Source organism: uncultured Reyranella sp., assembly GCF_945957355.1.
Classification (GTDB): Bacteria; Pseudomonadota; Alphaproteobacteria; order Reyranellales; family Reyranellaceae; genus Reyranella.
The window spans coordinates 37,044-43,170 of the sequence record NZ_CAMFKM010000027.1; the positions used below are offsets into that span (position 1 = coordinate 37,044).

Below are 6,127 nucleotides of genomic sequence, written 5' to 3' on the forward strand. Positions count from 1 at the left end.
TTTGACCGCCTCCATCGCCGCCCCTTTTGTCGGCGGTTGCTCTCTTCCCGGTCGCCTCGCCATGCTTCCGACCCGTCTGAAGACGCATGAGGCGTTTCCGGGCATCCCCAACGGCGCCCGCGTTGTCCTTGACGGCCAGGACGATGCTCTCCTCGGGCGGATCATCGAGGCTTCCCTGTTCAGGGAGATTGCCAATCTCGAAAGCCAGGGCATCACTCGGCTTGGTCCTGCGGACTATCTTGCCCTGTCAGGCGGCGGCGAAGATGGCGCATTCGGTGCAGGCGTTCTCACCGGCTGGACGAAGACAGGAACCCGCCCCGAATTCAGGATCGTTACTGGCGTCAGCACCGGCGCTCTGATGGCCCCGTTTGCGTACCTCGGGTCGGCCTACGACGATGCGCTGACAAGGTTCTACACGGGAATTACCCAGGAAAGCGTCATGCGCAGCAGGGGATATCTCGACGCCCTTTTCGGCGATTCCCTGTATGATTCCCGGCCTCTGCAGGAGATGATTCGCAGCGCCCTAACACCGAACGTCTTGGACAGCATTGCACGCGAGTATCTCGACAAGGGCCGACTGCTGATGGTGGCGACCACCAACCTCGACACGCCCGTGGGCGTCCTCTGGAACATCGGCGCGCTTGCCGCTTCAGGACAGCCTGCTTCCGTCGACCTTATCGTTCAGGTACTGCTGGCGTCCGCGTCGATCCCGGGGGCTTTCCCGCCTGTCATGATTCGCTTCGAGCACGACGGTCGGTCCTACGAGGAAATGCACGTCGACGGAGGTGCGCTCACGCAGGTCATGCTTTATCCCGGCACGCTGAGCCTAGGCGATATCGCCCCATCCCTGCTCAAGCGTGTCGTAGCACGCGAACGTCGCCTATGGATCATTCGAAACTCGCGCATGGGCCGTCGTTCACAACCGGTCGAGCGATCAGCCATTCGGATCACCAGCCGTGCCCTCAATACGCTGATTGCGACCCAGGGCGTGGGAGACCTGTACCAGCTCTACGTGCTCGCCCAGCGCGACCACCTCCGGTACCGGGTAACCTACATTCCGGGCGACTTCGCAATGAAGCCCAACGATCTCTTCGATCCTGTCTACATGCGGGCCCTTTTCGAGTTCGGTCAAACGTACATCCAGTCAGGTCAGCCCTGGCACGATTTCCCCCCGGGCTACTCCCCCAATTCTCTCTACTCGCCCGTCCGTTAGCTCTTGCGATATCCGAGGCGAACTTCCGGCAAGGGGCAGGCGCTAAGATTGATCCGTCACCGCCTGCATGGTCCACTGTGCCCATAGCGAGGGAGCCAGAATGTTCGACGTCGAGAAGTTTCGCCTTGATGGCGATGTCGCCATAGTAACGGGCGCTGGCGCCGGCATCGGGAGAGCCATCGCGTGCATGTTTGCCGCGGCCGGGGCGGCCGTCGTCGTGAGCGACCGCACGGCGGCCACCGCCGAGGGGGTCGCCGCCGAGATCGCTTCGGCCGGGGGCAAGGCGATCGCGATAGCCTGCGACGTGACGGACGAGGCGGCACTGGCGAGGCTCGTGGATGCCGCGGTCGCGCGCTTCGATCGCCTCACCATTCTGGTCAACAATGCCGGCGGCGGCGGGCCCAAGCCGTTCGACATGCCGATGTCGGATTTTCGGTGGGCTTACGAACTCAACGTCTTCTCCCTGTTTCGGCTGTCTCAGCTCGCCCTGCCGCACATGAGGAAGGCCGGGCATGGCGCGGTACTCAACATCTCGTCGATGGCGGGCGAGAACCGGAACCGGAACATGGCTTCCTACTCTTCGTCGAAGGCGGCCGTGAACCATCTCACCAGAAACATCGCCTTCGACCTCGGTGACGGCGGCATTCGGGTGAACGCCATCGCTCCGGGCGCGATCCGCACCGACGCCCTGGCGCGCGTACTCAGGCCCGAGGTCGAGAAGGTCATGCTGAAGCATACGCCACTGGCCCGCCTGGGCGAGCCCGACGACATCGCCTATGCTGCCCTGTTCCTCTGCTCGCCGGCCGCCTCGTGGATCAGCGGCCAGGTGCTGACCGTTTCCGGCGGCGGCGTGCAGGAACTCGACTAGCCCCGACACGATTAAGGACGTTCAGCCCATGCCCGCCTTCGACGCCTTCCACGATTTCCGCATGGACGGCCACAGCGCCATCGTCACAGGGGGGGCCCAGAACATCGGCGCCGGCATTTCCCGCACCCTGTGCGGCGCCGGCGCCAGGGTCATGATCGCCGACCTCGATGGCGCGCGCGCCTCGGCTACGGCCGCCGAGATCGCCCTTGAAACAGGCGGCGACTGCCGCGGCATGGCGTGCGACGTCACCAAGGCAACCGACATCGACGCGGTGGTTGCAGCGGCCGTTGCGGCGTTCGGCGGCCTGTCGACGCTGGTCAACAACGTCGGGTGGGGCGATCGCCAGCCCGACCCGACGGCGATCGCCGAGGACACGTTCATCCAGTCGTACAAGCTCAACACGGTGAGCGCCTATCGAATGAGCATGGCCTGCCTGCCGCACCTGCTGAAGGCGGACAATGCGAGCATCACCAACTCGGGCTCGTTCTCGTCGGCGGTACCGGCCTACGACATCCTGCCCTACGCGACGGCCAAGGCGGCCCTCAACCAGATGATGGTGTCGCTCGCCCACCTGCTGAACAAGAAGGTACGGGTGAACTCGGTGCTGATCGGCACGGTCATGACGGCCGGCTATGCCGATGCCGGCATTTTACCCGAAATGCAGCAGCGCATGCTGCACCCGGATTCGCTCACCGGCCGCCCCGGCGAGCCGCAGGACGTGGCCAATGCGATGCTGTGGCTGTGCTCGCGCGCCGGCTCGTGGATCAGCGGCCAGACGATCAACGTCCATGGCGGCGGCGGCGTGGTCCGCCTGTTCGGCCAATGATCGGCCGCATCCTGGGGGCCGCGCTGGCGGCCCTGGGCGGTATCGTGGCGCCGGTGGCGGCACAGGACACGCCGGCCAACAACAACCAGATCGCCGTACTGATGATAGTCGATTACGGCCGCTCCTATGGCTACCAGACGATGATCGCGCGCATCCAACTCGAGACCGATCGCGCCGAGTTGGAGCGAGACAGGGTTGTGCTCGCCCAGAAAGAAGAGCTGTTCCGCAACCAGCGCATACCGCAAGTCGAGGTCGATATCGCGCGACTCAAGGACGAATGGAACCGCCGCCAGCTCGTCGTCTCCGAGAAGAGCTTGGCCTATGTGAGCGCCGAGTACGAGGCGATGATCCAGCTGGCCCGCCACTTTGGCGGCGGCCAGCCGGCTACCGCCGAGATGCTGTACGCGACCTTCCGTCGGGGATGGGACGCCGGCTGCGACAAGGGTCCGGACGAGGTCGCCGCAATGAAGGCCCGCATGGACTTCCTTGCCAAGTCACTGGAGCGGGCCCGGCAACTCCACGCACAGCAGAACGAGTCCTACGCCTCGGTACTGGAGAAGGAAACGCAATTGAAGATTGCCACTGCCGACTATGGAAATCGTGCCGCTGGCATTGAGAAATGCCGCATCGTTCTCTTCCCATCTTTGTCTGATATCTTGGCCATCAAGCCTTAAAATAGTTACTCAGAGGGCCACTCGACCCTGAAAACACAATGCCCGAATTTGTTGCCCAAATCATCGGACAGCACGATGTGTGGCGAACCGCGAGTCCGTCGAATGCAACTTCTTCCAGAGGGAAGGAAACGCAGGGGAGAGAATAGAAAATGAAGCTCCCTCAGGTACCGCTCATACGAGATGCCCTTTCCGGAGCGGTCATTCCCGGGGTTCTGAATGGCGTTATTGGCTGGGTGGCCTTCAAGGGCGAGGTCAGCGTTCCATTGTCCATGGACAGCATTGGCTCCCCAGGGATCACTGCCCTCGGCAATGCCACCACAGTGGTGTTTTCACTGACCTTGATCAATACTTGCATCAGTTCCTGACCTTCCGCGGCGCTGCGCGAAAACTCGGTACTGCACCACCGGATTTCCTCTCGATGCCATTCATTCCGGTCGGCCTTGGCATGGCCGCCCAGAATACGGCCCTTCAGTTCGGTGTGTTCGTGGCAATAGCCGTTCTTTGGCAGCGCATCATCTGCACAATCACCGTCGCGCCCCTGTCAGCGTCTCTAGTGTTGGCCTTGATCACCTTAGTCGCTGCTACGCTTGCCGACTTGCGCACTAAACGTGAGATGGTAGAAAGGATTCTACGGGCCCACGCCGCCCCCAACTAGCTTTGTTTGCAACCGTTTCGTGTTTGGTCTCCCATAAGTGTAAGACACTCGAGCGCCCTGTCCCTGTCTACTGCTGGTGCAGTGCCACGTGCGAAGGATCAACGCTTGCCAACTCGAAGGATGACTATTGCGGACTCTGCCGCGGAACAAATTTCCGCCGCAACCAATAGCGAGAATTTTTTACAGAACTTCGCGACACGACGGCCGTCTCCCGCCGAGCGTCAGCAAACCGGAAGAGACCTTAGGCGCAAGGTTCCCCGCCGGGAACACGCAGCCTTCGTCCCTGCTCCCAATCGGGCCAGCCCAATTGAAATTCTGGAGGCACAAAATGCCAGCCGTGCGCAAAAGTTGGTGCCGGTGCGCTTTGCTCGGATGCTCGCCTCTCCCTTCGCCTTTTTGCGCGGCTCTGCTGCGGTTATGGCAGCCGATCTAGCGACAAGCCCTACGACGGAAATGTATGTCAATGCCTGTGGGGATATGCACGTTTCCAATTTTGGCTTGTTCGGTTCCGCCGAGCGGCAACTAGTATTTGCCATCAACGATTTCGACGAGGTTTACCCCGGTCCATGGGAGTGGGATCTAAAGCGCCTGGCCGCCAGCGCAGCGGTAGCGGTACGATTTATGGGGGGAGACAAGCCGCAAGCCTTCGAAGCTGCAGTGAAATGCGTGCGCGCTTACCGCAAGCACATCGCACGGTATGCCGACCTGGGGACACAGCAAATTTGGTACGAGCGCATTGACGAACAAGCAGTGCTGAATGCCCTGAAGTCACAAGCTGGCGACGCCGCAAAGAGCATGATTGCCAAGGCAAAGGCAAAAGGACACAAGCGTGTACTCGAGAAGATGACTGAAGAAGTGGGGGGCGAGTATCGCATCTCAGAGAATGGCCCACTCGTCGTGCGCGAGACGCATTATGACGATGGTCAATCCATCGAGGCCGCACTCGACACCATGTTGCACTCCTACGTTCTCTCGCTCGACTTCGATCGACGGCGCATGCTGTCGCGCTATCGAATTGTCGATATAGCCCGCAAGGTGGTCGGTGTTGGCAGTGTTGGGACAAGCTGCTGGGTGATGTTGCTTAGTGGACCCGGGAAGGATGATCCCCTCTTTCTTCAGGTCAAGCAGGCTCAGGCATCGGTGCTCGAGCCATACTCAGCATACAAGCTGCCCTACTCGCACCATGGCCAGCGCGTGGTTATTGGGCAGCGCCTGGTACAAGGGTCTCCCGACATTTTTCTGGGCTGGGGGGAAATCGGCTCCCATGATTTCTATGTCCGCCAGCTAGCAGACATGACGGGTAGCATGGAAATAGAAGGAGATAATCGGAGGCAGATTGATAGTTTTTTTGAATACTGTGCCTTGTGCGGCTGGGCACTCGCGCTTGCGCATGCCAAATCCGGAGACGCGGCCATGATTTCTGGGTACTGTGGGAAAAGTGCCGTTCTCGATGAAGCGATTGCGAATTTCTCAGTCGCTTACGCCCGCCAAACGGAGCAGGATTATGATCTTCTCGACAAGGCTCGGCGTTCTGGTCGGATTCAAGTTTTCGACGAGCCGCACATCTAGCCCCCGCTGGGGCGTCCCCCAAGATCGCAACTTATGTTCCAATATTCGAATGCTCCGCATGATCAGCCACTTGCATAAAGGCCAAGGCGGGAACCGAAGCCTGTCGCAGATTTTCAGGATCGCTTTCATTGCTTTAGCCGCGACGGCACCACCCGCTACGCAAGCGCTTGCCGATGAAGCAAAGCTACTCAATGATCGGCAGGTATTCACTCTCATGCTTATAGATCAGGGACGGACGCTCGCTCGCCAGGAACTTCTTGCTCAAATTGCTGTGAGCCCAGTCTCTCATCCAGCTGATGCCAGAGTCCTTGGGTGATTTTGA

Annotated in this window: 6 protein-coding genes; all 6 read left to right on the top strand. The window is 60.6% G+C overall.

Features of this window, described 5'->3' with window-relative positions; genetic code table 11:
* Position 1: 1 nt before the first annotated feature.
* Positions 2 to 1,213, top strand: a complete 1,212-nt coding sequence (locus tag Q0Q48_RS26410; RefSeq protein WP_295145001.1) for a patatin-like phospholipase family protein — start codon at positions 2 to 4, stop codon at positions 1,211 to 1,213.
* Between the two features lie 100 nt (positions 1,214 to 1,313).
* Positions 1,314 to 2,081 (top strand): 7-alpha-hydroxysteroid dehydrogenase, encoded by a 768-nt coding sequence (gene hdhA / locus Q0Q48_RS26415; protein WP_295145003.1) that lies wholly within the window; start codon positions 1,314 to 1,316, stop codon positions 2,079 to 2,081.
* A gap of 28 nt (positions 2,082 to 2,109) precedes the next feature.
* Positions 2,110 to 2,907 (top strand): SDR family oxidoreductase, encoded by a 798-nt coding sequence (locus Q0Q48_RS26420; RefSeq protein ID WP_295145006.1) that lies wholly within the window; start codon positions 2,110 to 2,112, stop codon positions 2,905 to 2,907.
* Positions 2,904 to 3,581 (top strand): hypothetical protein, encoded by a 678-nt coding sequence (locus tag Q0Q48_RS26425; protein WP_295145007.1) that lies wholly within the window; start codon positions 2,904 to 2,906, stop codon positions 3,579 to 3,581. Before Q0Q48_RS26420 ends, Q0Q48_RS26425 begins: the two co-directional genes overlap by 4 nt.
* Positions 3,582 to 3,730: 149 nt before the next feature.
* On the top strand, positions 3,731 to 3,946 hold the full coding sequence (locus tag Q0Q48_RS26430) for a hypothetical protein (protein WP_295145010.1): 216 nt from the start codon (positions 3,731 to 3,733) through the stop codon (positions 3,944 to 3,946).
* A gap of 410 nt (positions 3,947 to 4,356) precedes the next feature.
* Complete coding sequence (locus Q0Q48_RS26435) at positions 4,357 to 5,805, top strand: DUF2252 domain-containing protein (protein WP_295145012.1); 1,449 nt, start codon at positions 4,357 to 4,359, stop codon at positions 5,803 to 5,805.
* Positions 5,806 to 6,127: the final 322 nt, after the last annotated feature.

Coding starts and splice junctions, on each gene's coding strand:
- hdhA (WP_295145003.1), top strand. CDS start 1,314: ATGTTCGACGTCGAGAAGTTTCGCCTTGATGGCGATGTCGCCATAGTA.
- Q0Q48_RS26420 (WP_295145006.1), top strand. CDS start 2,110: ATGCCCGCCTTCGACGCCTTCCACGATTTCCGCATGGACGGCCACAGC.
- Q0Q48_RS26425 (WP_295145007.1), top strand. CDS start 2,904: ATGATCGGCCGCATCCTGGGGGCCGCGCTGGCGGCCCTGGGCGGTATC.
- Q0Q48_RS26430 (WP_295145010.1), top strand. CDS start 3,731: ATGAAGCTCCCTCAGGTACCGCTCATACGAGATGCCCTTTCCGGAGCG.
- Q0Q48_RS26435 (WP_295145012.1), top strand. CDS start 4,357: ATGACTATTGCGGACTCTGCCGCGGAACAAATTTCCGCCGCAACCAAT.